The organism is Maridesulfovibrio sp. FT414 (assembly GCF_050916235.1).
In the GTDB taxonomy this organism is placed as follows: Bacteria; Desulfobacterota; Desulfovibrionia; order Desulfovibrionales; family Desulfovibrionaceae; genus Maridesulfovibrio.
Window position 1 is genome coordinate 1,261,698 of sequence record NZ_CP104854.1, and the last position, 24,506, is coordinate 1,286,203.

The following is a 24,506-nucleotide window of genomic DNA, read 5'->3' on the forward strand; positions in this document are numbered from 1 at the left end:
TGTTTGCGAATCAAAAACAAATCTCTGAATCTATATTCCATTTCATCCCAAACAATGATAACCACAATACCAGAGATACGGGGCTTTACCATTAAGAAACATTAAGGAACACCAATTTAGCAGCACTTTATGATTAACAAGAATAATTCTGCAATAATTCTACTTGTAATTTTGCTCACGCTGACAGGATGCCAAAAGAATTCTCTTCCATCACTGGCTTTCATGCTGAAAAAGACTGAGCCTGCTCCAAAGGCATACCCGGACTTGAAAATTGCCTTAGTCGATTTTCTACCCCTGCCTGACTCAGCTAAATTCCAGCTTCCGATAAACAGGAAAGTCATGACGTCTGAGTTTCATAGCTCAGAAGATGAGCCGGATTATGGCAAGGGATACTTCATTCCAGAAGAATATCAGGACATTATCCTAAACAATATCAAATCATGGGCCGCTGTAAAAAAAATCAATCTTACTTCTTTTGAAGAATTAAAAGGTATAGAGCCAAAAGAATTCGACCTTGTCATTCTTGGACGAACAATCTCAGCAAAAGTGTCTGACTCGGCGATGATAAAAGTTGAACTCCTGGTGCTTGATGGGAGCGACTTCAGACTTCTCCAGCGCCGCATTATATCCCATGAGGAGTCTAAAAGGCAGTCTGACCCCATCCATACGCCAATACACTTTATAGGCGAACACAACGATAATTTCTGCGTACAGCGCACTCTTCTATCCGTAACAGCTCACCATCTATCAGAAAAAATATTTGCGACAGCGTTTGAAGGCAGAATGTAATGAAACACTCACGACTCCTTTATGTTGTATTGGCACAGCTTATTCTCTTTTTCTCAACTCAGGCCGTGGCTGCGGAAGAATGTGCCTGGAAAAAAGAAGACTCGCTTAGACCGGCAGACTTCCATGCTTTTGTCTCACACTTCAAGGCAAAGAAAAAATACAACAACCTGACCTCACTGCTGGAGCACGAACTAGCGCTTATAAATAAACGTACAAAAAACAGTGACGATGAGTATGCTGAGATTGAAAGCAGACTTTACATAATGGACGACCTTGCTGAAGTTTACTCGTACGGACTAGTCGACTTCACCAAGGCATCGGAAATGAATAAGGAAGTCAGAGAGATCTACAGCAAAATCAAAAAGAAGGGTTTAAAAGAACTCCCCATTTCATCCTATTTCAACAACTATCGTTTTCTCTATTACACTTTTTATCCGAGCTCCTTTCTCAGCAAATCACAAATGGATTTCGTCTTTCCTGATGATTTTATTGACTCCATACGGGAAGCAGACTTCATGGAACTGGGAAAAAGAATCGAAAAAAGAACGGCTTTCATCAATCAGAAACTTGGAAAAGACCCGCAAAGCGAACTCGCTCCCGATAACTCCGGCCCCCTTGATTACGCGCTATACAACTCCTACGTGAACCTGATTGATTTCTCACCCGAGTATTCAATACTGGAACGAGATTACCTTAAAGCGCAGGCTGCGGCTCCGGCACTTTTCTCCCCCCAGAATGAAAGGGGAAAATTCATCAAAGCCATATTGCAAACCAACAGCACTGCCATGGGGAAATTTCTGAATGTAAGAAAAGAGGATCTTACTCGTTACTGCCAGATGAACTACTGGCTTGTTCTGGCTCAGATGGCCGACAACAAACCTCTGCAAGCGCTTGAACACCATAAGCAACTGCAGAGACTTATAACCGAGCTGGATAATATAATTCTTTCTGACTACAGGAAGACGGAAAGGATACTTAGAGACTTCTATAATAAAGAACTGCTGGAGAAGAATAAGACCCGAGGCAACACGAAATCATTATTATCCGGACTGGCTAAGGTAGGCGTAATATTAGCAAAAGCAGGACTGGTTGTAGCTGCTGCAGCTGGAGATATCGCAATCTCCACCAGTGGACATGCCTCAACGACATTAACAGAAACAGCCATGAAAATTTCTCTCTCCGGCAAAGAGCTTGACTGGGGGGCCGGGGAAGCGGTGAAAAATTCCAACGTGCTATCCCCACTGGACAAACTCGACAGAGACAACCCCGAACAGCTTCAAAAAGCCATGTCTCCCTACGCACTAAAACTGAATCGTTTCCTCAACAAATATGAAATGATCAACTATCTGTCGACTGTGGGAGACGCATACGCTCGTTGCGGATTCAATAACGAAGCTTTCAAACAATACGATGAAGCGATCCGAATAGTTGAGCAACAGCGGGTCACTATTCAGTCCGAGACGGAAAAGGTTAACTATTTCGGTCTGAAGGAAAGGCTCTACGGCAAAGCGGTACAGACCCTGGTCGAGTTGAAGAAACTTGATCAGGCTTTTGAATACATTGAAAGATCCAAATCACGGGCATTCATAGACATAATTGCCGGTAACGAAATCGAGCTCAAGGACCGTACCCAGGAAGCGCTATCCAGAACATATACGACTAACAGCCTTGTCATGGACAGTATATACGGGGCAGGCGACTACAGCCAGGACCAGCTTGAGCTGGTCACAAAAAATTTCAGAGGAATTAAAAGGCTGTCCTCGAACGTAAACGAAAATACGGTCAAAGAAATTTACTCGCTGTCCAATGTAAGTTCAATAAACAGCGAGCAGGCGATTGATCTTATCGAGCCTGGCACCGCCATAATTGAATACTACATTAACGGTGACACCATGACCATAATCACAATAAAAAACACAGGCATAAACTGTATCCAAAAAACAATTAACTATAGCGAACTATGCAGGGATATATCTCAATTCAACAATTCAATTCTCAAAAAGCAATATGGCAAAAGCAACGCCAGAAAGCTTTACGACATACTCATCAAGCCTGTTCAAGTGGAAATCAGCAAAAGTAAAAGGCTTATAATCATCCCACACAAGGCCTTGCACTACCTGCCTTTTCAGGCTCTCCGTTCAAGGCAGGGGTATCTGATCCTCAAGCACTCGATTTCCTACTCTCCAAGCGTAACAGTCCTTTCCATTGTTGAGAGGAAACCTGTTTACCCTGAGGAAGCAGCACTGATAATCGGCAATCCCACCAAGAACCTGCCGTTCGCCGAAGAAGAATCGATCAGCATCGGAAAGATTGTACCGAAGTCCAAAGTAAGTATCGGGAGCAACGGAACCGAAACCATGCTCAAAGAGCAGGCCGGAGAATACAGCATTATTCACATAGCCACTCATGGACTGTTTGACAGTGTTGAACCGATGAACTCAAAACTGCTGTTGAGCCCAGATGACCGAAATGACGGAAGCCTCAGGGCAACAGAACTTTTCAGCTGCCGCTGGAAAGCCTCTCTTGTTACCCTTTCAGCCTGTGAAACCGGCATAAGCAAATACAATCTCGGGGACGAACTGATCGGCCTTCAACGGGCTGTATTCTTTGCCGGGACAAAATCACTGCTGGCATCAGCCTGGAAAGTTGATGACAAATCCACGGGCTATCTGATGAAACAATTCTACAGATACCTTAAAGGAAACCCGAAAGATGTGGCTCTGCAGAAAGCGCAGATAGACACATTGAACAAATATGGACGCCCGTATCACTGGGCCTCCTTCAAACTGATGGGTTCACCGCGTAGAGCCTTTAATCCTGAATACAGGGTAAGGATCAAAACCGTCCCGGCAGAAGCAAACGTTAAAATATACGGAACGTCAAAACGCAATACACCCTATCTCCGTTTACCTGTAGGGGAATATACCATCAATGTATCGAAAAAAGGCTACATCAGCCGCAATGAGACAATCTCCGTATACGATGACAAGAACATAGACATTCGACTGAGGCGTGCTCCGGAACCTGATAAGAAAAAGGGCAAGAAGGCCGCTAAAGGCAGTGACAAACTGGATAAGAAGAGAAAGACCGGTTAAATTTAACGGATATTGTTCTGTGTTAATGCCAAGACGAGTTTCTTCTATTACGAATAAAAAGTGGTGCACACAGAATGCAAAACTATGTCTGCATTCAACAGGTGACCCACTCTACGCAATCAACACTTGCCCATCCCACCAAAGACGGGTATTGAGGGTCCGCAACACGTGATATTATCTTTATAGATAGTAAAGACGAAAACTTACCTTTCATGCTGTCCTGAAAGGAGCCGCAGTAACCATAGCGGCACATCATCCCGATTCAACTGACTATTTCATGCGTCGTACAACGTATGTTCGGGATTTTTTGCGGCATGGAGAGGAATTCATATTTTCCCCAAGGAGAAATATTTATGGCTCTCAGTATCGGAATCGTGGGACTGCCCAATGTCGGCAAGTCCACCCTTTTCAATGCCCTGACCCAGGCCCAGAACGCCGAAAGCGCAAACTACGCCTTCTGCACCATTGAACCCAACAAGGCTGTTGTTCCTGTTCCGGATCCGCGCATCGACAAGCTGGCAGAACTGGTAAAGCCCCAGCGCGTACAGCACTCCACTGTTGACTTTATCGACATCGCAGGCCTGGTGGCCGGAGCAAGCAAAGGCGAAGGTCTCGGCAACAAGTTTCTCGGCAACATCCGTGAAACCCACGCCATCCTCCACGTTGTACGCTGCTTCGACAACGACGACGTTATCCACGTTTCCAACTCTGTCGATCCCATGCGCGACATTGATGTAATCGAAACAGAGCTCATCCTCGCAGACGTGCAGGTGCTGGACAACCGCATCGAGCGCATGAAAAAGCAGATCAAGGGCGACAAATCACTGGGCGCAAAAATTGCCGTAGCCGAGAAGCTCCTTGAGCACCTCAACGAAGGCAATCCCGCAAACACATACGGCGACCTTGAATCCGACATCATGGTCGAACTGCTCCGGGACCTGCGCCTGATCACTGCCAAGAACCTCATCTACTGTGCCAACGTCGACGAAGACGGCCTGACCGAAGACAATGAATACGTGAAAAAGGTCAAGGCCCTCGCCGAAGAGCGCGGTGCTGAATTCGTAAAGATTTCCGCCAAAATGGAAGAGGAACTGGTCGGCCTCGACGACGAGGAGTACAAGGAGTTCCTGAACTCCTACGGTGTTACCGAGTCCGGACTGGCCAAGATCATCCGCACCGGTTTCCACTCCCTCGGCATGATCAGCTACTTCACCGCCGGTGTTAAAGAAGTTCGCGCCTGGACCATCCACAATGGAGACAAAGCTCCCCGTGCAGCTGCAGCAATCCATACCGACTTTGAACGCGGCTTCATCCGTGCCGAAGTAATCGGATACAATGACTACGTCACCCACAAGTCCGAAGCTGCCTGCCGTGCAGCCGGAGTACTGCGCTCCGAAGGAAAGGAATACGTTGTCAAAGACGGCGACGTTATCCACTTCCTGTTCAACGTCTAAAGTGCCTCCGGTAGCTCTCCGAGGGCCAAAAAACCTTTTTTGAAAAAAAGGTTCTCTGGACTCTCCAAAAAACTTTTTCAATAAGCTGTCGCTACATCAGCGGCTGACCGTCATAAAACAAGACCGCAATATCCAGCAGGATATTGCGGTCTTGTTTTTGGCTTGAATACACATTCACGAACCAGCACATTGCATATAAAGACACTATGTTCGACGTTAAAATCAGTAAACTCATACAGCTGAATGCTGTTTAACTTTTTTTATTCAATAACAAATTGTCGTAACCGAGGCGAAGCCTTATTAAAAGGTTTTGGGATTCTTAAACCCTTTTGCAAAAGGATTTACGCCCCCGGGTGGCCGCCAGATGCATCATCTTTTCTTCAAAACAATTACCCCGCCGATAATCAGAAAACACCCGGCCCACTGCTCCATGGTCATATATTCGCCGAGCGCAGGAATAGCTACAAGCGCGGTCATCATCGGTTCGGTGGTCAGCAGAATATTTACAACAGACGGAGAAAGATGTGTCAGGCTGGAATTGATCAGACTCCAACCGGTCATGGACGGCCCAACTGCCAGAATCAGGATCAGGAGCCAGGCTTTGAGGTCCGCACCGGGCATCAGCAGATGTGCCGGGGACGGGGCCGTGCCTGGGATTAAACCGTTGGAAAGAAGGTTGATCACCAGCATGTAAAATGCGGCAAATCCGAATGCATGCATGAGCACGCAGAACGGGTTTATTCCCCGCAGTGCACATTCCCTGCCGAAAAGGCTGTATGCAGAATAGAACACACCGGACAGCAGCCCGAGAAATATTCCCATCGGGGTCAGGGAAAACTCGGAAAGACTCGTTATACCGCAAACCATGGCGCACCCGGCCAGACAGAACACAATGGACGGAAGAATACACAGGGAAGGTCTGTCTCCTCCCATCAACCACTGGGCAAGAACCGTCAGGGGCACGGAGATGTAAACCAGCACCGTTGCCACCCCTGCCCCGTTGAAATAGACCGATCCGCCCCAGATACCGTTCATGCCGGTTAGCACCAGCCCGTACAAGGCAAAAAGGGGAATATTTTTACGCTCGGTCCGCAGCAGATGCGGCTTGAAGATCTTAAGGCCGGCCATAAGGATGGTGCACACAAAGAGATTTCGCCAGAAAGTGACCACCAGAATAGGCTGGGCGTAGTCGACCACAAGTATTTTTATAAATATCCCCACCAGCGAGATCAGCGCGGCCCCGGCAAGGACCTGTGCCACTCCCATTCCGGATGAAGACTTGATATTTACCATCATTTATTCCTTATTGAAGTATGAAGAGCGCAAGATATTGCAGACTTATCCGATTTCAAAGAGGATTCTTCATACCTCCGGCAATTCCCTGTCCTGTCCTGCAGTTTATGCACTTAACAATGGTCATGTTTGACGCACTCGGCCATAGTTGGATAGAGACAGATATGGAAAACACAACCGTTACAGCCTGCGAGGATTACCGATATGTCTAAAACCCTGCTCAGACTTATCACGACCGGCCTGCTTTTCCTGATCGGCGGATTCGTGCTGTTCATGCTGAACCAGATTGCCGGACTGGCGGAGCTGTGCGCAGTGTATTTACCACAGTCGCGGGACTACGTGCTCTTCGGCTTGAGCGGACTGTTTCTGATCATCTGCCTGAGCCCGCTGGTCATGTACCTTTTCCGTCCAGGTCCGCTGATATTGCCGGAAAACCCCACCCCTGCCGAGGAACAGGAATTCATCCGCAGGCTGCGTAAGCGATTGCGGCGCAACAAATATGTGCGGGATGCAGGGTTAAATCTGTCCACCAACGAAGAGCTTGAAACAGCTCTGGACATGCTTGACGAGATCTCGACCAAGAAGATGAAAAGTACTGCCACACGGATTTTCCTGTCCACTGCAATCTCGCAGAACGGGCAGCTGGATTCTTTCATCGTACTGGGAACACTCACCAAGCTGGTCTGGGATATCTCCAAAATATATAATCAGCGCCCGTCTTTCAGGGATATGCTCGCCGTATATGCCAACGTGGCCGGAACTGCCTTCTTTGCCGGGGCAGTGGAAGAACTGGATATTCAGGCCCAGATCGAAGCCATTATGTCACCGGTTCTGGCCGGTTCGGCCCTGAGTATGATTCCGGTGGCAAGCGGCCTGACATCCATCGTAACCGCCTCCATCCTTGACGGTTCCACCAACGCATTTCTTGCCCTGCGCGTAGGCATCATCACCCGCAGCCATTTCAATTTCAGAGCCGACCGCAAATCCCCGGGCTACCGCAGATCAGTACTTCGTGAAGCTGCCGGCATGCTCCTTTCCATTGCCATGGATTCCACCAGAATCATCACTGGAGCATACCTGAAAACCATCACCAGATCCGCAGGAGAAAAAGCAGCCAATGCAGCAAGGAAAGTGGTCGATACCAAAGACAGGGCATTTGAAGTAACCGGAAAGGCCGCACGTTTTTCCGCCGAACAGGTAGGAAAGGTGGCAAGGTTCGCCGGTTTCGGTAACAAGGAGGAGGAAACTCCCCCTTCCCCTGATACGGAATCTGAATCGACGACACGGAAGGCCAAAGACAAGCTGGGCAGACTGAAAAAAATATTCGAAAAAAATAAATAAAAAAAGATGGCCGTCTTTCTGATCAATTGATCTTTTCGTTGTTATTGGCACCCAATTTGAATAACATATTCACAGGTGTCAGAATTAATGCTCGATTTCATGCTCTCATCAACCTGATCAACACGGAAAACTGGCCGCCATGGAACAACACGAACTGCAGCGACTGCGCGAAGCAGCGGCATCGGTCCCCAAACAAAAGAATCTGGCCGTATTTTTCGGCCGGGCCGGAAGCTATTTCATAGACAACGTCAAATATTTCTTCCTGCACTGCGTGCAGCACCAGCCTGAACTCAAGTGCTTTTTCATCACCTTTACCAAAAAGGACGCCGCAGTTCTCAAGGAACAGGGACTTCCGGCCTTGTGGGTAAGCGATCCTGATGCGGCAGGGATCATGGCCAGGGCCGGGCTTGTGGTCAGCGACGACTTCATCTGGAAAGAGCAGCCATCGCTGTGGGCCCTGCTGTCAGAAGCCGTATCCATCCAGCTCTGGCACGGCATACCGCTCAAGGCCATAGGGTTCCCGGAGATAAATTCAGCCGTAAACATGAACCCCGAAAAGGCCGAAAAGCTTACTTTTGCATACTCCGGCTACGATGTGGTTCTTTCCACCTCCCCGTACTTTACGGAGCATGCCTTCGGCCCGGCCTTCCGGGCAAAGCATTTTGTCGAGGCCGGATACCCGCGAAATGATGTCATCATGCGACGCCCGACCAAATACGACATGATCAATGCAGACCGCGACATCTTCGCCGAGATGGTCCGCTTCCGCAAAATGGGCGGTAAGGTGGTATTTTTCATGCCGACCTTCCGGGACAACGGCGGCGGCCCGTTCGAGGACGGGGCCATCAACATCATGCGCCTGTCAGAGTTCTGCCAGCAGCACAACATCCTTTTCGTGTGCAAGTTCCACCCCTGCCTGACCGTCAATCAGGTGGCACTCCCCCCGAATATCCGGATGATCAATTCAAAGAGCGACGCCTACCCGCTGCTCAACCTCTGCGACGTGATGCTGACCGATTATTCATCCATTTACTTCGATTATCTGCTGCTGGACCGGCCAATAATTTTCTATGCTTACGACCTTGAGGATTATGTCACCCGCAACCGGGAACTGCTCTTTGATTTTGATACCATGACTCCCGGCAGAAAAGTGACGAAAGAAGATGATCTCTATACCGCTTTCGAAGAGATCGTGGTAAGAAATATTGATGATTATGCTGAAGACCGGAAAAATTTGAGGGAAATTTCATTCAGCAAGGCGGACGGGCGTGCAGCCTTCCGGCTGGGTGAATACATCGTTTCCAACTACCTTTAACAGCAAGAGGGACAGACCATGAAAGCAATCATTCTCGCAGCAGGAATCGGCAGCAGGCTCAGTCGTCCTTTCCCGAAATCCCTGTCAGTTCTCCCCTACGGGGAAACCATTCTCGGTCGCCAGATCCGCATCATGCGCGAACTTGGAGTGAAGGAAATCATTGTCGTGGTAGGCTTCAAGATGACCCTGATCATGGAGCAATTCCCCGAAGTCTACTACAAGTACAATCCAGATTACTACATCACCAACACCTCCAAGAGTCTGTTCAGGGCGGTTGAACACCTTGATGACGATGTGCTCTGGCTCAACGGCGACGTTGTCTTTGAAAAGCCCGTGCTCAAGGGATTCCTCGGCGAAATCGCCGGAGAGAGCCTTGTCGGCGTAGACCGCAAGAACTGCGGAGAGGAAGAGGTCAAATATCTTCGCGATGATGACGGGTATATTACCGAAATCTCCAAGGAAGTTGTCGGAGCCGAAGGCGAGGCCGTAGGCATCAACTTTGTGGCGAAAAAGGACCTGCCCGCCTTCACCGAAGCTCTGCGCCGCTGTGCCGATCAGGACTACTTTGAAAAAGGCCTTGAGTTCATCATTCAGGACGGAGCCAAAATCAGGCCTGTGGACATCTCCGACCACGCCTGTATCGAAGTCGATTTTGAGGAAGACTGGCAGTCCGCCCAGAAGACCTTCCTGCGCGCTGACCAGTAACATCTAACCTACGGATTTCAGGATTTAATGCAGATAGCGATCATACCGGCCCGGGGAGGCAGCAAGCGCATCCCCGGGAAGAACATAAAACCGTTTTTAGGCAAACCCCTGATTGCCTACGCCATTGAAGCCGCCCTTGAGAGCGGCTTCTTTGATCATGTCATTGTCAGCACGGACAGCGAAGAATATGCCGAGGTCTCCCGGCAATACGGCGCGGAAGTTCCTTTCATGCGTCCGGCTGAACTCGCCGGTGATTTTGTCGCCACCCAGCCTGTCATTGACCATGCCCTTGAGTGGGTCAGAGAGAACAGGGGGCCGATCGAAAGATACTGCCAGTTTTACGCAAACCCCTTCATCACTGCCGGAAACATCCGTGGAGGATTCAGACTTCTTCGTGAAAAGCAGGCGAACTGTGTGCTGGGAGTGGCGGAATTCCCCTACCCCATCCTGAGGGCCTTCAAGCACAACGGGCAGGGCGGGGTCCAATATGCCTTCCCGGAATACGCAGCCAGCAGATCGCAGGATCTCCCGCTGTTTTTCCATGATGCAGCGCAGTTCTACTGGCATGAACTCACCGACCTGCCGAAAGACAGGGAACAGTCCCTGAACCTGCCCTACTTCCTGCCGCGGCATATGGTGGTGGATATTGATACTCCGGAAGACTGGCGGATTGCGGAAAAAATTTATCAGGCATTCATTTAACGAGATGAATAAGTTTCTCTTTTTCTGCGAAGGTTCTCCGGAACGGGGATTCGGTCACGTGGGACGCTGCCTTGCCCTTGCCCATTGCCTGCGCGATGAATTCGGACAGGATTGCGGCTTTGTATTCCGGGGCAGTGCAGTCGCTAGAAGCATAATAGAGAAAGACGGCTTTCCCGTTCATGAAGTTGACGAATTCCACCATTGGCAGTTTTCAAATACGTCTGCCGTAATTCTGGATCTGCTGGTCCCGCTGGATTCAGCATTCTTTGCCCGCGCAAAATCAGCAGGCACAGTTCTGGCGACTCTGGACGACCCCACCTCAAACCGTCTTCAATGCGATCTGGCATTTTATCCCCCTGTACCACAGGTAACCGAGCTGGACTGGACCGGATTTAAAGGAGAACTTTTCCACGACTGGCGGTTCATCCCCCTGCGCCGGGAATTCTCGCAGAACCGGTCGGCATACACGGACCGGGCTGTTCCGCAGTTGCTTGTAAGCATGGGAGGAAGCGACCCTAACAACCTGACATTACTGGTTCTTAAGACACTCAAATCAGTTAATTACGACTGGACTGCAAAAGTTATTGCAGGACCTATGTTCAATGATCTGGACAAAATCACAAATTTGACGCTAGAGCTTGAGGGAAAGGTTCAATTACTCAGCAATGTCGGCAACATGGCAGAGCTGATGTGTGACAGCGATCTGGCTGTAGCGTCTTTCGGAATGACAGCCTATGAACTGGCCGCCTGCGGAATTCCGCAACTGCTGCTCTGCATAAGTGAAGATCACGCGCGCTCGGCATCAGCATTGCATCAGGCCGGAGCAGCAATATCATTAGGCAAATTTAACCGGGTCAGCCCGGATGAAATTTCAAAAGTTTTAGGCCGGGCCATCAACGACAGGGAATTACGCCGGAAAATGTCCGACCGCGCTGCGAAGCTGAACATAGGAAACGGAGCCTCAAACATCGGGGCAATAATCCTGGAAAGAATGGAGCGGAAACTTTGAGCGACAGAAAATGCTGGACAGAACACAGCGGGCAGGTCCTGCACTCCAAGGACGGCTTTGATGTGATCGATTGCGAATGCTGCGGTTTCAAGCACATCATTCCACTGCCCAGTGAAGAAGAGCTGCGCGAAATATACAAACACGACTACCATGTGAAAGACAAACCGCTCATGCTCGAACACCAGCTTGAAGACCGGGAGTGGCTTGATGCCACCAACAATGCCCGGCTTGAAAAACTGGAAGAATTTCTCGGCAGGAAAGGACGCATTCTGGACGTAGGGGCCGGAAACGGTTTTTTCCTGCAGCGTGCAGCTGATCGAGGCTGGGAGGCCAAAGGCGTGGAACCGTCTGACAAGGCCGCTGAATATGCCGGATCACAGGGGCTGGATGTGGACTGCGCGGTCTTTGACCGATCCAGTGCTGCCTCGTTGGGCTTATTCGATGTAATCCATCTGGGTGATGTCATGGAGCACCTGCCTGATCCGGCAGGGATGCTTGAACTCTGTCGGGACACGCTTGCGCCGGGAGGACTCATTGCTGTTGGCGTTCCCAACGAGTACACCCCGGTACAGAAAATCCTGAACAGGGACATGAAGGTGCGCCCATGGTGGGTAGCCCCGCCGCACCACCTGAACTACTTTGACCGCGAATCTCTGGAAAATCTGCTTACCAGAACAGGCTTCTCCCCGATGCACGCAGAAGTATCATTCCCCATGGAACTGTTCCTGCTCATGGGCCGAAACTACCTTGATAACCCGGAACTGGGACGCGAATGCCACGCCATGCGCAAGGAACTTGAAATGAGCCTGACCCGGACCGGCAACAGAAAATTTCTCGACAAATTGTACACCTGCTTTGCCGAAGCAGGCATGGGCCGGACCGTTCTGATGGTGGCCCGCAAGGAAGGATAAATATTCATGAAAAGACTCGAAGGCAAAACAGCTCTGGTCACAGGCGGCGGACGCGGTATTGGCAAGGCCATCTGCCGCAGACTGGCTGAACACGGTGCTGAGGTGATCCTGACCTGGGTCTCCGACAAATCCAGTGCCGAAGAGAATGTTCAAGCCATCCTCGCCACCGGAGGCAAAGCCCGTTGCATTCAACTGGAAGTCAGTGAAGAGGCTTCAGTTAATTCCGTTGTTGCCGATATAGAATCGAAGGAAGGCAAGCTGGACATTCTGGTTAACAATGCGGGGATAAACAACCCGAATGATTTCGATAAGATTACATCTGATGAATGGGACCGCATACTTGGCGTAAACCTCAAGGGACCTTTCCTGTGCACCCAGAAATGCCTTGAACTTCTCAAGAAAGGACAGGGAGCCAGCGTAATCAACCTCGGGTCGGTAAGCGGACAGTACGGAGGGCCCAGAACAGCCCATTACGCTGCCAGCAAGGCAGGCCTCATCTCCTTGGGGCAGGTCATCGCCAGATTCGGTGCGCAGTGGGGAATCCGCTGCAACACTATCGCTGCCGGACTGATCGCCTCGGAAATGGCGGACGCTGGACTCAAAAACCCGGCTGTGCAGAAGGCAGCTGAGAACGTGCTCATGAAACGGTTCGGTTCAACTGACGAAGTAGCTGACGTGGTACTTTACCTGGCTTCTGATGAATCCTCGTACATTACCGCCCAGACTATAAACGTCAACGGCGGTCTGTATTTTTAGGCAGGGCCTATTTATATGTCTCGCCTGAGGTATGCCTCCGGCTGCCAAAGGAGCTAAGCCCCTTTGGAATCCCTAATAGTTTTATGATGTTGATTTATAAATCAGGGAGAGTCCTGAGCCTCCTTTTCAAAGAGTCTTCGGATCTTTGAGAGTTTCCGGAGACGCACCGGCACAGTCCAAACAGGAGAAGAACAAGAAAATGTCAAGATACGCTGAACTTGAGGCATTTGCTGCGGAACTGCGCAAATCCATTATCATAATGAACTGCCATGCCGGGTCCGGCCATCCGGGCGGGTCCCTTTCCTGCGTGGAGATCATAAGCTGGCTCTTTGCCAAAGAAATGAATTTCTGCGTTGAAAACAAGGATGATCCCTGCCGGGACAGATTCATCCTATCCAAAGGGCATTCCTGTCTTTCACTCTATGCAGCTCTTGCCGAGAAAGGTTTCTTTTCCAAGGAAGAATTCAAAACGCTGCGCCATGCAGGGGGAATGCTTCAGGGACACCCGGACCGCATGAAGACTCCAGGCGTTGAGTTCAACTCAGGCTCACTGGGACAGGGCTTTTCATTCGCGCTGGGCTGCGCTCTGGGGGCTAAACGAGCAGGCCGCAGTTGCCGCACATACGCGCTGCTTGGCGACGGGGAATTGAACGAGGGACAAATCTGGGAAGGCTGCATGTTCGGAGCCCACTACAACCTCGACAACTTTGTTGCCATTGTTGATTACAACAAACTGCAGAGCGACGACCTGAACACCAGAATTACCGCGATCGAGCCAATGAATGACAAATTCAGAGCCTTCGGCTGGCATGTTATCGAAATAGACGGCCACGATTTCCGCGAAATTGAGAACGCATTCAACCGGGCAAGGGCCATGGCCGGAAAGCCGACTGTAATCATTGCCCACACAGTAAAAGGTAAGGGAGTTTCCTACATGGAAAACGTGCCCAAATGGCACGGCAGTCTCTGCCCTACCGGAGAAGACCGCAAATGTGCCCTGCGTGAATGCGGATGCGAGGAGCTTATCTAATGGAAAATATGAGAGATGCTTTCGGCAAGGTACTTACCGAGCTTGCTGCCAGCCGTGACGATTTCGTTGTCCTTGATGCCGATGTAGCCGGAGGAACCGGAACCTACCATTTTCGTCAGGCTTACCCGGACCGTTTCATCCAGTGCGGCATTGCGGAACAGAACATGTTTTCCATGGCCGCAGGTCTTGCGGAATCAGAAGTGATTCCCATTGTGACCTGCTACGCTGTCTTCGCTTCCATGCGCGCCATCGAACAGGCCCGCAACTCCATCGCCTACCCTGAATTCAACGTCAAGATCGCAGCCAGCCATCTTGGGGTTGATGTCGGCCCCGACGGAGCTTCGCATCAGGCTCTTGAAGACATTGCCATTTACCGCAGTATACCGCGCATGACTGTAGTCTCCCCCGCTGATCCTGTTGAGTTGAAGGCAATCATGCCATATCTGCTGGATACCCCAGGTCCTCTATACCTGCGCACAGGACGCAGCCCGCTGCCCAATGTCTTCGATACGGATACAGTTTTTGAGCCCGGCAAGGCCAATGTCCTGCACGAAGGCGAAGACGCAACCATCATGGCTGTCGGGGTCATGGTTCACCGGGCACTTGAAGCAGCCATACAACTCGCCAAAGAAGGTATTTTCTGCAGAGTGCTGAACATGTCCTGGCTTAAACCCATGGATGAGGAAGCTGTTGTAAAAGCCGCGCGTGAAACCGGTGCCATCGTGACCTGTGAAGACCACAACAAGTATGGCGGACTCGGAGGAGCCGTGATGGAAATAGTCTGCGAGAACCATCCGGTTCCAGTGGAGCGGGTGGCGATTAATGACATTTTCGGCGCGTCAGGAGAGCCGGAAGATCTGGCCAGAGCATATGGACTTATGCCTGAGGATATTGCTGAAGCGGTCCGCAAGGTCATTAAACGCAAGGCTTAAACAGTGTGGTAGGAAATGCCTCTGGCGCCCTGCTGAGGCATCCTTGGAATGGCATCAAGGTCAAAAGCTCTGAATTCGAAACAACACTGCATGAAAAAAACAAGACTGCTCATAATAGGCACGGCCCAACAGCAATATATCAAAAGTTATATTGCCAAGGTTGACCGGGAGACGACCGAAATCCACCTTCTGGTTCCGGAAAGGGACAGAAACGTCTATCCGTCAGAAAAAACGACGTACTTCAACGGAACATTTCATCCGCTTTTCACACCGCTTCTAAAGTGCATGCTCTCATTCCGACCTGATGAAGCAGTCATTGTATGTGGAATGATTTATGACCATGACAATGTTGTCCGTGCGGTGAACTTTTATTCATGCTTCTGGAACCTGCAACTGAACATCGCTGTCAGGGAAAACAATTATGATGCCGCGCCTACCCTAAGACCGAGTCCAACAATGGAAATTCTGAAATGGGTTGGACTGGGCATCATTGCCATAGCAATCAAAGCATTTCGGCCGCTAATAACTATCAGGGTTGGCGAAATTTACTCCTCTAGACTCGGCCATCTGGCAATGGAATGCGAGATCTACCTTTCCGAACGGGACACAGGACGTTATCGCAACTGTCTTGATCTTTTTTATTTCAAGGACGGCAGGGTTGCCAATAAAACTCTGGCTGACTTGTATTGTAGGCAAATGAAGATCTCCCCGAAATATTCTCTCATCCTCGATGCCATAAGACGAAACAACCTGACCAATAACCACGAAATAATCCTCAATACCCGTAGGGTGGCTTCTGTGCGTGATGTTGAATGCGTAATGCAGCTAACGGACAACCATCTGGAATTCAACAACGCTGAACGCGCTAAAGGACTAGCAGGGGTAACAGATCTCGGCCTTTCTTCGGTAAAGCCTCACGTGTGCCTGTTCGGAAGGGACCCGGCCTATCTTGGAACTAAGAACCCAGAACACCACGATGCCGATATGCAGGAAGTCCGGGACATGAACATCAACAACCTTAAACCATGCGCCGAGTTCCTGCTTGACGAAGGATACAACGTTCTGCGAATGGGCTGCGAAGTCAAAGCCCCCCTTGAAATAATGAGAGATGGCTTCATGGATTACTCTACCAGCGGAAAAAGGAGTGATTTCATGGATGTCTACCTGACGGCAACCTGCAAATTCTTCGTCGGGATACAAAGCGGACTCATGCATGTACCTATGGTTTTCAGAATACCTTGTGTCAGTGTTAATGTCGTCCGCCTTGAAATAATTCATTTCTGCTCTCCTGAAGACCTGGCTATATTCAAACTGCTCTGGTCCAAATCCAAAAAACGAATTCTCACGGTTAAGGAACAACTGGAATCAGGGATAAGTCGTTGGCGAGTGGAACAATTTGCCAACTCCGACATTGAGGTTATCGACAACACTGAAGATGAAATCCTTGAAGCAACAAAGGAAATGCACGCAAGGGTAAACGGGAAGTGGACTACGAATGAAGAAGACATGGAACTCCAGAAGAGGTTTCACTCCCTCTTCAAGCCTTCATATCTGAATACAAAATTTGTCACTCCGGTAAGCACATATTTCCTGCGCAAGCACGAAAAGGAACTGTTTTAAGCAAACGAGGTAAAATGCATACTCCAACTATTCTGATTCAGGCGTCATCAAGGGCATGGAGCGGAGCACCGGACTGGTGCATGAACGAAATAGACGGCCATCCGGTGGTAGCAATGACCATCAGGCGGGCTCTGGAAAAATTTCCGGAAGCCGACATAAGAGTCATCGCGCCCGAGTTTGACCGGGGTGGAAGGCTTAATGATGTTCCGGCAATGTTTCCTGAAAGCAAAGTCAGCATATTTTACGGTCATGATGAAAGTCCCCTTCAACGCATGATCAACGCAATCTGGGACAAGGAAGACAGCACAAGATTCATCAGGGTTGACGGCCTGCATTTCGGATGGCTTCCTGAGCATGCGGAGCTGATGCTTGATCTCGCCGAAAAAAACGGTCTGGACTGCGTGAAAATGCCTGACGATTTTCCCATTCAGCTGACAGCGGATGTATACCGGCTGGGTGCATTGAAGAAAATGTCTTCGATGCTTGAAGAAAATGGGAATTGCAGCGTGTATAAAGTGCATCCCAAATTTTATATGTTCAAGCACGAAACAGAATTCAGCACCAGCAGGCTGAATGAATTTCCTCCTGTTGACGACCACTGGCTGCAGACATGCAGAGAAACAGCCAAAGGAGTCTACACGGCAGAAAGAATGGAAGCAGGCAGGGAAAAAAGCATCAAGGCCGGAGATCAACTGACCTTCCATTATGAACTGGCACTTGATTACATTGAGAAGGGTTGCAACGTACTGGATTGTGCCTGCGGACCCGGCTACGGAGCCCGCATTCTGGCCCAAAAGGCCGGACAGGTCATTGCCGCCGACCTTGACCTTGAAACAGTGCGTAAGGCCTCCTCCGGAAAATATTTTGACAACATATCCTTCCAGACTGCCAACGCTACCGACCTTGATTTCGCAGAGGGTAAATTCGATGCCGTAACGAGCTTCGAAACGGTTGAACATGTCGACCCGGCATCATATTTCAAAGAAATGCATCGGGTAATCAAGCCCGGAGGACAACTTATCCTGAGTACCCCCCAGAACAGTCTGGGGCATATTCCGGTCAATTCCCAGCACCTGCGCGAATTCTCCCTTGAAGAAATCATCGCTCTCTGCTCGGAGAACTTCGAAGTGGAAAAAGTGATCGGGATTAAACAGGGCCGAATTATTTTCCCGGATGACCCCAAGGGCCAGAATACATTTATAGTCTGCCGCAAGGCGGAGTAAACGTGAAGAAAACCCTGATAATGATCGGAGCCGGGCTGGAAACAGTCCCGGCTATCCAAAGGGCTGTGGAACTGGGAGCCCATGTAGTTGCAATGGATCTCAACCCGCACGCCCCGGGATTCAAATACGCCCATGAGTCTGTAATCGGCTGTGTCTATACACCGGATAAAGCCGTTGCCGCTCTCAACGAGTGGGCGGCAAAGGGAGGCAGGCCGGACGGAGTCATGTGCGCAGCGGTTGATGCCCCGCACACGGTAGCGGCTGTTGCCGATCATTTCGGACTCAAGGCTGTAAGCCGTGAAACTGCGGCCCTGGCCACTGACAAACTGGCTATGAAGGACCGCTTCAGGGAGGCCGGTATTCCGATTCCCTGGTACAGGGAAATCTTCAGTGCAGCAGAATTTTATGAACTCCTGCAGGAACGGCAGGAAACCCTCGTAATAAAACCGGTGGACAGTCGCGGGGCGCGCGGAGTCCTGCGAGTTGTTCATAGGGCAGCGAATATGCCGTCTCCAGAATGGGCTTTTGAACATTCCAGAAAAGAATCACCCACCGGCCGGGTTATGGTTGAGAGCTATCTCGACGGTCCCCAGATCAGTACCGAAGGATTCGTGGTTGAGGGAAAGGCCTATACACCGGGATTCTCCGACCGTAACTATGAATTTCTTGAACGCTTTGCCCCGCATATTATCGAAAACGGCGGACAGCTTCCGTCATTTTTACCGGCGGAAACCAGCCAGGCCGTAAAGGAACTCTCCGGTCGTGCAGCCATAGCTCTAGGCATTGAACACGGTGTCGCCAAAGGCGATATGGTTGTACACAAAGGCAAGCCTTACGTTATTGAAATGGCCGCCCGGCTTTCCGGCGGATATTTCTGTTCCCATGAAATCCCATGGAACACCGGTGTCGATTTCGTGGGCATAGCCATACGGCTGGCCCTTGGAGAGACCCCAAGCCCGGATGAAATGACCCCCAAATTCCAGAAAGGAGTGGCCCAGCGATACCTTTTCCCGGATAAAGGCAGGGTCGTGTCCATCAATGGGGTCGAAGAAGCCCGCAAAATTGAAGGGATTCGCATGGTCGAAATCCGCACGGAAATCGGTGCTGAAATATCTGCCGCCACCAGCCACCCGGCTAGGTCAGGAGTGGTTATGGGTGTTGCAGAAACCATGGAAAAGGCTGTTGAAAACGTTGAAAAAGCCGTTAAATGCATCAGAATAATTACCGAATAGCACGATGAAACTTTTCGCAATATTTCATCTCAATCTCATGTTCTCCTCCATTCCAGAAGAGGACCGCAGAACAGTGATAGACCGCTGTTACCGTCCACTGTTGCGCATCTGCGAAGAGGACAACATTCCGCTGGGAATTGAGGCAAGCGGCATAACTCTGGAGATGATTCAGGATCTAGCACCGGAATGGATCGATCATTTTAAAGTGCTACTGGAGAATAGCAAAGCTGAACTTATAGGCAGCGGTTACGGACAAATAATAGGACCGCTTGTTCCAGCCTCAGTAAACAGTGCTAATTTCAGGCTGGGCATGAAAACATATGAACGGATTCTGGGACAAATCCCCCGAATTGCGCTGGTCAATGAGCAGGCCTGGTCTGCCGGACTGGTTGAGCACTATATTGAATCCGGCTATGAAGGAGTGTTCATGGATTATGACAATCCGGCCCGTTTTTTTAACTGGCCTGAGCACATCCAGCATCTGCCTCAACGAGCCCTTGGGGCTGATGGCGAATCAATTCCCATGCTCTGGAGCAGGTCAATGGTGTTCCAGAAACTGCAGCGTTTTGCTCACGGGGAAATAGAGCTGCCTGAATATATCGATTACATAGAAAACCTCGGCAAAAAAGATGGATGGCTGGCAATTTACGGAAACGATGCTGAAATTTTTGATTACCGTCCGGGAAGATATAAAACGGAAGCGGTTTTTGGGAGTAAAAGTGAATGGGAAATAATGTCCCAGGCCTTTTCCGCCCTGAAACAACATGGACACTCTTTTCATTTACCTGCTGAGGCCCTTTCCGATATTGATCTGCCGGGAGCCGGAACTCCTCTTTCGCTGTGCAGTGCAGAACAGCCTGTACCGGTCAAAAAGCAGAATAAATACAACCTGACCCGCTGGGCGGTGAGTGGACGTAAAGATTTCATCATGAACTCGCTCTGCCGGGCCGTAGCTGCAAAACTTGAAAAAATGGAGCCATCACAAACTACGGAAGAACTGTGGCGCGAACTCTGCTTCTGCTGGTCCAGCGATCTTCGTACCCACATTACAGAAGAAAGATTTCGCGATGCAGAGAACAGGCTGGCAAGTCTGGCTGATGCAGTAGGGGGGATTGTCCACCAGCCTTCTTTTGAGATCTCAGGACAGCGGGTTGAGCTGAACGGACGCTTCATATCTGTGAACGTGGGGAACACCTCGGTGGTACTTAACACTGCAAAAGGGTTGGCCATTCACTCCGCGGCATTCGCCGCCCATAATGGAAAACCTTCGTTTGGTACCCTAGAGCACGGATACTTCAATGACATCGGTCTTGGGGCAGACTTTTTCTCCGGTCACCTTATACTTGAAGGTCCGGGAAACCCAAAGGAAACAGATTTATCTCGCGTAGAACCATTCAGAGATGAAAATGCAGAGTATGTGCAGATTTCTGCAACCATCGACATACAACAGGGACGGATAGACAAAGCTGTCAGAATTTACAAAGACAAACAGCAGATAGACGTGCTCTACGCCTTCAGGCTTAAACAGAAACCGGAAGGCTACATCAGGCTTGGGCATATTACACTGCTCACAGCCAACCATGACCGCGAATCTCTATTCTATGCGGCATCCAGCGGCGGACAGCAGGAACATTTTTCACTGGCAGACAGATCGTTCGATCATAGCAATAATGTTTCTTTTCTGGTATCTTCCTCCCAAGCAACAGGGATGACCGACTCCAAACTGGTCATAGGGGGGAAAAATACAGCTCTTGAAATCAGTCCGCTGAATCCTGAGCATGCATATATTGCAATGATTACTTGCCGACAAGCCGCCCCATCTCCATTTGTCAGGGTGGCTTTTTCCATGCAGGAGCTTGATGAAACCTGCAGGAAAACTATGTTTGGGCACGAACAGTTTATTTTTTCTACCGGCTTCAGTATAAAGCCGCACCCAAAGGCAACAGACTATGTTCAATGACAAATCGATTCTTATCACCGGCGGAACCGGATCATTCGGGCAGAAACTGGTCGAGACCATCCTCACCAGATATCGTCCCAAAAGGCTTGTCATTTTCAGCAGGGATGAGCTTAAGCAGCATGAGATGCAGCTCAAATTCCCTCCACGGGATTATCCGTGCCTGCGTTTCTTTCTCGGAGATGTTCGAGATCCAAAACGCCTTTGCCGCGCCTTCAACAAAATTGACGTAGTCTTCCATGCGGCAGCACTGAAACAAGTCCCGGCGTGCGAGTACAACCCCTTTGAAGCGGTAAAAACCAATATTCTGGGAGCCCAAAATATCGTTGAGGCTGCCATTGACCGGGGTGTTTCGAAAGTCATAGTACTCAGCACGGACAAAGCAGCCAACCCGGTAAATCTCTACGGCGCAACCAAGCTTTGCTCGGATAAGCTTTTCATTAACGGCAACAGCTATGCTGGAACGGACGGTACACGGTTTGCTGTTGTCCGCTACGGTAACGTTCTGGGCAGCAGAGGAAGTGTCGTCCCGCGGTTTCTTAAAGCAAGGGAAGAAGGCGTTGTTCGCATCACCAATCCGGATATGACCCGTTTCTGGATTACCCTTGACGGGGCTATCGACTTTGTCATCAACAGCCTTGAAGTCATGCAGGGCGGAGAAATCTTCATTCCAAAACTCCCCAGCATGAGTATTGGAAACATGGCGGAAGCCCTTTGCCCGGATTGCAGATGGGATGTAACAGGGATACGCCCCGGCGAAAAGATGCACGAGGTTATGGTTCCTCTGAATGAGGCCCACAACACCTACGAGTATGACAAATACTATGTAATAATGCCTCCCTATCAATTTTTTGAACGGGCCAAACCTCTCTGCTCCGGCTGCAAGGTACCAATCGATTTTGAATACAGTTCCGATACAAACACACAGTGGCTGAGCAAGGACGATCTGCTAAAACTGGTGTCCAGCAAATGATCCCTTACGGCAGACACATCATAGATGATGAAGACATCGCGGAAGTCGTCAAGGTTCTCAAATCAGACTGGCTGACCACAGGGCCGGCGGTTAAACAGTTTGAGAATGCCGTAGCCGCATATACAGGTGCGAAAGAAGCTGTAGCTGTATCCAACGGAACCGCCGCTCTTCACGCAGTAATGCATGCCCTGGGCATTAAAGAAGGCGACGAGGTGATCGTTCCGCCCATTACCTTTGCAGCATCAGCAAACTGCGTTGTCTATACAGGCGGCACCCCTGTCTTTGCAGATGTAGAGGAAGACACTCTGCTTCTTGACCCAAAGGAAGTAGAGAAAAAAATCACCCCTGCAACCAAAGCGGTTATTGCTGTTGACTATGCCGGACAGACCTGTGACTACGACAGGCTCCGGGAAGTCTGCCAAAAGCATGAGATTGTTCTTGTGGGGGATTGCTGTCATGCCATCGGGGCCAGAGACGAACATGGCAGAACCGCAGGGACAATAGCCGACATCTCCGTCTTCAGCTTCCATCCGGTAAAGCACATTACTACCGGAGAGGGAGGCATGGTTCTGACTGATGACGCAGACCTTGCCCATAAAATCCGCACGTTCCGCAACCATGGTATAAACTTGGACGCATCGGCACGTTCACAGAAATGCACCTGGATATACGAAATGCAGGAGCTGGGCTTCAACTATCGCATCACAGATATTCAGTGCGCACTGGGAATCAGCCAGCTCAAAAAGCTTGACCTTTTTTTAAAATCCAGACGGGCTCTTGCATCGCAATATGATGAATTTTTTGCGTATACGCCTGAAATAGATCCTCTGATGACTAAATGCGGGGTTGAACACGCCTATCATCTGTATGTTGTCAGAATCCCGGCCGAAAAACGAGAAAAGGTTTTCGAGCGCATGCGGGAAAAAGGAATTGGCGTAAATGTTCATTACATACCTGTTCATTACCATCCATACTATCGCCAAACCTTCGCTACGTCTGAAGGTTTCTGCCCTGTTGCTGAAGCAGCATACGAAAGGCTGCTGACACTGCCGCTCCACCCGGCCATGAATGCTGATGACGTTAATTTCATTGCCAAAAAACTGATTGAGGCTTTGAAGGAATCGTAAATGTCCAAATCCCGGCCACGTTTTTCAATAAATATTCTCGACACAAAACGCATCACTCCAACCAGTTGGGATGGCTACCAATCTTTTCCGACAATAACAATAGTCGGCAAAGACCTGCTTGTAGGCTTCAGGAGAGCAGTCAATATCAGTCCGGACCTCCGACAGGTGATGGACCACGGAATGGCAGGAGACATCTACACCACCCGCTCAAGGGATGGAGGCTGGACATTCGACGAGCCGGAGCTGGTGATCAGTCATGAGACGCAACAGACCAACGAGCACGATGCGCTGCTAACTGCGTTGGACAGCCAACGAGTCGCCCTCATAACCCGCACACACAGCTCAACTCTTCGCGAGAACTACTTCTCGCTGTCGACGGATGGAGGAAGGACCTTTCCGACGCGAAAAGTCCTTGCAGTTCCCCCTGGGGAATGGGCTTCTTTCGGACACCTTATTTCGTCAAAGGATGGCAGGAATTTTATAGGATCATTCTACAATGGTCCCGGCTGTGGAACCTTTTACATTGATCCTGAAACACTAGAGATATCCAATCAGACCTATATATTTCACAATGTGGAAAAGTTTCGACTTAACGAAACATCGCTGGTGAGACTTGAGTCGGGAAGGATTCTTGCCATGATCAGGCAGCAGCCAGTCTACGAAGGAATATTTCAAGCATACTCCGATGATGATGGCCTTACATGGAGCACACCAAAGCCAGTAGGACTATACGGAGAAGCTCCATCGCTTCTTCTGCTGCCTGATGGCCGTATCCTGATGATCTACCGGGGAATGGTCCGTAAAAGCCCAAAATGCAGGGTGGCACTGTCCATTTCTGAAAACGACGGAGAAACCTGGAGTTGGCCTCAAACCCTCTCCTGGTATAAGGGCGGACGGTTTCACGGGGGATATGGCGACTTGACTGTTAACTCCGAGGGACAGGTTATTGCTGTCTATTATATTTCAAAAAAACGAGAGGCTCCGGTAGTGGAGCTGGCGGTGCTGAAAATCATCAAGATTTCAGCCCAATAGAATTTGGAGC

The 24,506-nt window shown here is 49.8% G+C and carries 20 protein-coding genes; 19 read left to right on the forward strand and 1 reads right to left on the reverse strand.

Translation table 11 applies throughout. The annotated features are described in order from the left end of the window. Nucleotides 1-129 precede the first annotated feature (129 nt). The 3 genes from N7E73_RS05610 to ychF all read left to right on the forward strand — a co-directional run bounded on the left by N7E73_RS05610 (nt 130) and on the right by ychF (nt 5,338). On the forward strand, nt 130-789 hold the full coding sequence (locus tag N7E73_RS05610) for a hypothetical protein (protein WP_432738052.1): 660 nt from the start codon (nt 130-132) through the stop codon (nt 787-789). After that, on the forward strand, nt 789-3,884 hold the full coding sequence (locus N7E73_RS05615) for a CHAT domain-containing protein (protein WP_432738053.1): 3,096 nt from the start codon (nt 789-791) through the stop codon (nt 3,882-3,884). The genes N7E73_RS05610 and N7E73_RS05615 overlap by 1 nt, the downstream gene beginning before the upstream one ends. A gap of 353 nt (nt 3,885-4,237) precedes the next feature. Then, nucleotides 4,238-5,338 carry a redox-regulated ATPase YchF gene (gene ychF, locus N7E73_RS05620; RefSeq protein WP_432738054.1) on the forward strand — a complete coding sequence of 367 codons (1,101 nt, stop codon included), beginning with the start codon at nt 4,238-4,240 and terminating at the stop codon, nt 5,336-5,338. A 369-nt stretch (nt 5,339-5,707) separates the two neighbouring features. Here ychF and N7E73_RS05625 read toward each other — a convergent pair whose 3' ends face one another. Further along, nucleotides 5,708-6,634 (reverse strand): DMT family transporter, encoded by a 927-nt coding sequence (locus tag N7E73_RS05625; protein WP_432738056.1) that lies wholly within the window; start codon nt 6,632-6,634, stop codon nt 5,708-5,710. Between the two features lie 201 nt (nt 6,635-6,835). On the opposite strand from N7E73_RS05625, the gene N7E73_RS05630 reads away from it, so the two are divergent. From N7E73_RS05630 to N7E73_RS05705, 16 genes are all read left to right on the forward strand, one after another. Next, nucleotides 6,836-7,972, forward strand: coding sequence for a DUF697 domain-containing protein (locus N7E73_RS05630; RefSeq protein WP_432738057.1), 1,137 nt, complete (start codon nt 6,836-6,838; stop codon nt 7,970-7,972). Between the two features lie 139 nt (nt 7,973-8,111). Then, nucleotides 8,112-9,287 (forward strand): CDP-glycerol glycerophosphotransferase family protein, encoded by a 1,176-nt coding sequence (locus N7E73_RS05635; RefSeq protein WP_432738058.1) that lies wholly within the window; start codon nt 8,112-8,114, stop codon nt 9,285-9,287. A gap of 18 nt (nt 9,288-9,305) precedes the next feature. Then, nucleotides 9,306-9,992 carry an NTP transferase domain-containing protein gene (locus tag N7E73_RS05640; protein WP_432738059.1) on the forward strand — a complete coding sequence of 229 codons (687 nt, stop codon included), beginning with the start codon at nt 9,306-9,308 and terminating at the stop codon, nt 9,990-9,992. Between the two features lie 27 nt (nt 9,993-10,019). Continuing rightward, nucleotides 10,020-10,694 (forward strand): pseudaminic acid cytidylyltransferase, encoded by a 675-nt coding sequence (pseF, locus tag N7E73_RS05645; protein WP_432738060.1) that lies wholly within the window; start codon nt 10,020-10,022, stop codon nt 10,692-10,694. Between the two features lie 4 nt (nt 10,695-10,698). After that, nucleotides 10,699-11,703 (forward strand): PseG/SpsG family protein, encoded by a 1,005-nt coding sequence (locus N7E73_RS05650; protein WP_432738061.1) that lies wholly within the window; start codon nt 10,699-10,701, stop codon nt 11,701-11,703. Continuing rightward, nucleotides 11,700-12,614, forward strand: a complete 915-nt coding sequence (locus tag N7E73_RS05655; RefSeq protein WP_432738062.1) for a class I SAM-dependent methyltransferase — start codon at nt 11,700-11,702, stop codon at nt 12,612-12,614. The genes N7E73_RS05650 and N7E73_RS05655 overlap by 4 nt, the downstream gene beginning before the upstream one ends. A gap of 6 nt (nt 12,615-12,620) precedes the next feature. Beyond that, the gene (locus tag N7E73_RS05660; protein WP_432738063.1) at nt 12,621-13,370 is read left to right on the forward strand and encodes an SDR family NAD(P)-dependent oxidoreductase; all 750 of its coding nucleotides are present in this window, start codon (nt 12,621-12,623) and stop codon (nt 13,368-13,370) included. Between the two features lie 199 nt (nt 13,371-13,569). Beyond that, a complete protein-coding gene (locus tag N7E73_RS05665) occupies nt 13,570-14,400 on the forward strand; it encodes a transketolase (protein ID WP_432738064.1) in 831 nt (276 codons plus the stop codon). Beyond that, nucleotides 14,400-15,332, forward strand: coding sequence for a transketolase family protein (locus N7E73_RS05670; RefSeq protein WP_432738065.1), 933 nt, complete (start codon nt 14,400-14,402; stop codon nt 15,330-15,332). The genes N7E73_RS05665 and N7E73_RS05670 overlap by 1 nt, the downstream gene beginning before the upstream one ends. 90 nt (nt 15,333-15,422) lie before the next feature. Then, entirely contained in the window at nt 15,423-16,952 is a 1,530-nt protein-coding gene (locus N7E73_RS05675) for a TIGR04372 family glycosyltransferase (protein ID WP_432738066.1), read from the forward strand. 14 nt (nt 16,953-16,966) lie between these two features. Then, nucleotides 16,967-18,175, forward strand: coding sequence for a methyltransferase domain-containing protein (locus N7E73_RS05680; RefSeq protein WP_432738067.1), 1,209 nt, complete (start codon nt 16,967-16,969; stop codon nt 18,173-18,175). 2 nt (nt 18,176-18,177) lie between these two features. Continuing rightward, on the forward strand, nt 18,178-19,407 hold the full coding sequence (locus N7E73_RS05685) for an ATP-grasp domain-containing protein (RefSeq protein WP_432738068.1): 1,230 nt from the start codon (nt 18,178-18,180) through the stop codon (nt 19,405-19,407). Between the two features lie 4 nt (nt 19,408-19,411). Next, nucleotides 19,412-21,367, forward strand: coding sequence for a glycoside hydrolase (locus N7E73_RS05690; protein ID WP_432738069.1), 1,956 nt, complete (start codon nt 19,412-19,414; stop codon nt 21,365-21,367). Further along, the gene (gene pseB, locus N7E73_RS05695) at nt 21,357-22,337 is read left to right on the forward strand and encodes a UDP-N-acetylglucosamine 4,6-dehydratase (inverting) (RefSeq protein ID WP_432738070.1); all 981 of its coding nucleotides are present in this window, start codon (nt 21,357-21,359) and stop codon (nt 22,335-22,337) included. Before N7E73_RS05690 ends, pseB begins: the two co-directional genes overlap by 11 nt. Further along, a complete protein-coding gene (pseC, locus tag N7E73_RS05700; protein ID WP_432738071.1) occupies nt 22,334-23,464 on the forward strand; it encodes a UDP-4-amino-4,6-dideoxy-N-acetyl-beta-L-altrosamine transaminase in 1,131 nt (376 codons plus the stop codon). The genes pseB and pseC overlap by 4 nt, the downstream gene beginning before the upstream one ends. Continuing rightward, nucleotides 23,465-24,496, forward strand: coding sequence for a sialidase family protein (locus N7E73_RS05705; RefSeq protein ID WP_432738072.1), 1,032 nt, complete (start codon nt 23,465-23,467; stop codon nt 24,494-24,496). The last annotated feature ends 10 nt before the right edge of the window (nt 24,497-24,506 follow it).

What these genes read in the sequence shown, in the direction of transcription:
- N7E73_RS05690 (WP_432738069.1), top strand. Translation starts at nt 19,412, where the DNA reads ATGAAACTTTTCGCAATATTTCATCTCAATCTCATGTTCTCCTCCATT.
- N7E73_RS05610 (WP_432738052.1), top strand. Translation starts at nt 130, where the DNA reads ATGATTAACAAGAATAATTCTGCAATAATTCTACTTGTAATTTTGCTC.
- N7E73_RS05625 (WP_432738056.1), bottom strand. Translation starts at nt 6,634, where the DNA reads ATGATGGTAAATATCAAGTCTTCATCCGGAATGGGAGTGGCACAGGTC.
- N7E73_RS05665 (WP_432738064.1), top strand. Translation starts at nt 13,570, where the DNA reads ATGTCAAGATACGCTGAACTTGAGGCATTTGCTGCGGAACTGCGCAAA.
- N7E73_RS05680 (WP_432738067.1), top strand. Translation starts at nt 16,967, where the DNA reads ATGCATACTCCAACTATTCTGATTCAGGCGTCATCAAGGGCATGGAGC.
- pseF (WP_432738060.1), top strand. Translation starts at nt 10,020, where the DNA reads ATGCAGATAGCGATCATACCGGCCCGGGGAGGCAGCAAGCGCATCCCC.
- pseC (WP_432738071.1), top strand. Translation starts at nt 22,334, where the DNA reads ATGATCCCTTACGGCAGACACATCATAGATGATGAAGACATCGCGGAA.
- N7E73_RS05640 (WP_432738059.1), top strand. Translation starts at nt 9,306, where the DNA reads ATGAAAGCAATCATTCTCGCAGCAGGAATCGGCAGCAGGCTCAGTCGT.
- N7E73_RS05705 (WP_432738072.1), top strand. Translation starts at nt 23,465, where the DNA reads ATGTCCAAATCCCGGCCACGTTTTTCAATAAATATTCTCGACACAAAA.
- N7E73_RS05615 (WP_432738053.1), top strand. Translation starts at nt 789, where the DNA reads ATGAAACACTCACGACTCCTTTATGTTGTATTGGCACAGCTTATTCTC.
- N7E73_RS05670 (WP_432738065.1), top strand. Translation starts at nt 14,400, where the DNA reads ATGGAAAATATGAGAGATGCTTTCGGCAAGGTACTTACCGAGCTTGCT.
- pseB (WP_432738070.1), top strand. Translation starts at nt 21,357, where the DNA reads ATGTTCAATGACAAATCGATTCTTATCACCGGCGGAACCGGATCATTC.
- N7E73_RS05660 (WP_432738063.1), top strand. Translation starts at nt 12,621, where the DNA reads ATGAAAAGACTCGAAGGCAAAACAGCTCTGGTCACAGGCGGCGGACGC.
- ychF (WP_432738054.1), top strand. Translation starts at nt 4,238, where the DNA reads ATGGCTCTCAGTATCGGAATCGTGGGACTGCCCAATGTCGGCAAGTCC.
- N7E73_RS05650 (WP_432738061.1), top strand. Translation starts at nt 10,699, where the DNA reads ATGAATAAGTTTCTCTTTTTCTGCGAAGGTTCTCCGGAACGGGGATTC.
- N7E73_RS05675 (WP_432738066.1), top strand. Translation starts at nt 15,423, where the DNA reads ATGAAAAAAACAAGACTGCTCATAATAGGCACGGCCCAACAGCAATAT.
- N7E73_RS05630 (WP_432738057.1), top strand. Translation starts at nt 6,836, where the DNA reads ATGTCTAAAACCCTGCTCAGACTTATCACGACCGGCCTGCTTTTCCTG.
- N7E73_RS05635 (WP_432738058.1), top strand. Translation starts at nt 8,112, where the DNA reads ATGGAACAACACGAACTGCAGCGACTGCGCGAAGCAGCGGCATCGGTC.